The organism is Salipiger sp. HF18, assembly GCF_011806505.1.
GTDB classification, from domain to species: Bacteria; Pseudomonadota; Alphaproteobacteria; order Rhodobacterales; family Rhodobacteraceae; genus Salipiger; species Salipiger thiooxidans.
This window is the reverse complement of record NZ_JAATOS010000590.1, coordinates 1-2251: the sequence shown is the minus strand read 5'-3', so window position 1 is coordinate 2251 and position 2251 is coordinate 1. Positions and strand designations below refer to the sequence as shown.

Below are 2251 nucleotides of genomic sequence, written 5' to 3'. Positions count from 1 at the left end.
TAGGTGCCCTGGAAGTACTTCGCCGCGAAGGGCGAGAAGTTCGGCGCGACCATGAAGCCCGAGGCGTGCAGCACGGTGACGTCGGGGTTGCGGCGGGCGATCTGCATGGCGCCGTTCTGGTAGCCGAAGCTGCCGGCGACCAGAACCCTTGTACCGTCCGAGACCACCTTGTTCATGATGCGGTCGGCGTCCGGGCCCTCGGGGATGTTCTCGAGAATGGTGATGTTCACGCCATCGCCGTACTCGGCCTTGATCGGCTCAAGCCCCATGGCAAGCGCGTGGGACCAGCCCACCTCGCCCACCGGCGACGGCACGACGAGCGCGATGCCCAGCGGGTCCTGCGCGTGGGCGAGCCCGGGAAGACCGGCGGCGAGGCCGGTGGCGGCGGAGGTCTGCGGGAACCTGCGGCGGTTCAGAGTGGTCATCGATGTCTCCCTGTCAAATATCGATGGTTGCGAGGGCCGCTTCTGCGTCGGCGGCCATCTCCCGTTCGTCGAGCCCCGGGAATTCCCCGTCGGCCCAGACGATCTTGCCGTTGACCATGGTCATGTCGGTGGCCATGCCGATGCCCACGCGGGGGATCAGGCTTTCGGGGTCGTGGCGGGTGCCCACGTAATCCATCCGGCGGCTGTCGATGGCGAAGAGATCCGCCGCCATGCCGGGCACCAGCTGACCGATGTCGGTGCGGCCCAAGAGCGACGCCCCGCCCGAGGTGCCGTAGCGCAGGAACGTCGCCGGGTCCGGCACAGGATGCTCGCGCGAGGACGCGACGAGGCATTGCAGCATGTAGGCAGAGTGCAGGCAGTGCATGAGGTTCGAGTTGTCGTTGCTCGCCGCCCCGTCACAACCCAGCCCCACGCGCACGCCGAAGGCCTCCATCGCCGGAATGGGCGTGACTTCGGCGCCCACGAGGTAGACCGGCTCGGGGCAATGCGACACGCCGGTGCCGCTGGCCGCCATCTGGCGCAGCTCGGCGTCGGTAAGCTCCCAGCAATGGGCGTAGAAGGTGTCGGGGCCACAGAAACCCATCTCTTCGAGGTAGTCGACGGTGCGCATGCCGTGACGGGCGCGGATGACCTCGGATTCGCCCTCGCCCACATGGGTGTGCAGGATGGCGCCCTTGTCGCGGGCAAGCCGGATGCTCTCGACAAAGGTCTCGCGGTAGCCGTTCACCGGCTGGCACGGCGCCAGCGACACCTGCCGCATCGAGAACGGCCCCGCATCGTGGTAGGCGTCGATGAGCCGCTCGCAATCGGCGAGGAACTCGTCGGTGGTCTCGAGCATCTCGTCGGGGATGGTCGAGCCTTCGGACTTCGGCAGCGTGTTGGTGCCCCGGCCCGCATGGAAGCGCAGGCCGATCTTCTCGGCAGCCTCGAACTGGCGGTCGACGATGCCCTTTCCGGCCTTGCGCGGGAAGCAGTACTGGTGGTCGAAGGCGGTGGTGCAGCCGTGCTTGGCAAGCTCCGCCAGCGCCGTCACCGAGGCGTGGTAGAAGCAGTCCTCGGTAAGCTCGGCGAAGATCGGGTAGATCCGGTCGAGCCATTCGATGACGGACAGCCTGGTCCAGTCCAGATCGACGCGGTTGCGCACGAAGCACTGGAAGAAGTGGTGGTGCGTGTTGACGAGGCCCGGGTAGACGAACCAGCCCGCGGCGTCGATGACCTCGGCCCCCTTGGCCTCGAGCGAGGGGCCAATGGCCTTGATGGCGGGGCCCTCGGTCAGCAGGTCGACGTCGCGCAGCACCCCGTTGCCGGTCACCACGGCGGCGCAGCCTTTCAGCAGGTATCCGGACATGTCAGGCACGCTCCTTGCGAATCACGTCGGGCATCGGCCCGGGCTCGGGCAGCAGTTCGTGCAGGCGGTGGATGCCGGGCATCTCGATGAAGCCCTCGAGCCCGCGCAGCGCCCGCATCCAGAGCCGGATCGACGGATAGGGATCGAGCGGCAGCCCTCCATCCGGCGCCAGCGCCACGTGCGGGAAGCAGGCGATGTCGGCGATGGTCGGACGGTTGCCCGCGAGGAAGCTCTCGCCCCGGCGGCGGGCGGCGGAGAGCGCCGCCTCGAGCTCGCGCAGGGCGGTGGTGGCGTCGGCGCGCAGCGCGTCGATGTCGCCGGGTGCCAGCAGCATGTCATGGGCGCGCGCGGCACCTGCGCTGTCGGTCAGCCGCTGCGCGAAGGCCAGCCACTGCGCCACGCGGGCGCGCATGACCGGGGTGTCGTCGCCCAGCCAGGCGGGGGCGTCATGGGCGGC

Annotated in this window: 2 protein-coding genes and 1 pseudogene; all 3 read right to left on the bottom strand. The window is 68.9% G+C overall.

Annotated elements, in window-relative coordinates; genetic code table 11:
• Window positions 1-425, bottom strand: a pseudogene (locus tag HC022_RS24545) (BMP family ABC transporter substrate-binding protein); the annotation flags it as partial.
• A 13-nt stretch (window positions 426-438) separates the two neighbouring features.
• Window positions 439-1794, bottom strand: a complete 1356-nt coding sequence (locus HC022_RS24540) for an amidohydrolase (RefSeq protein WP_167454136.1) — start codon at window positions 1792-1794, stop codon at window positions 439-441.
• 1 nt (window position 1795) lies between these two features.
• Window positions 1796-2251: glutathione S-transferase C-terminal domain-containing protein (locus tag HC022_RS24535; RefSeq protein ID WP_167454135.1), on the bottom strand; the 456-nt coding region annotated here is incomplete at its 5' end.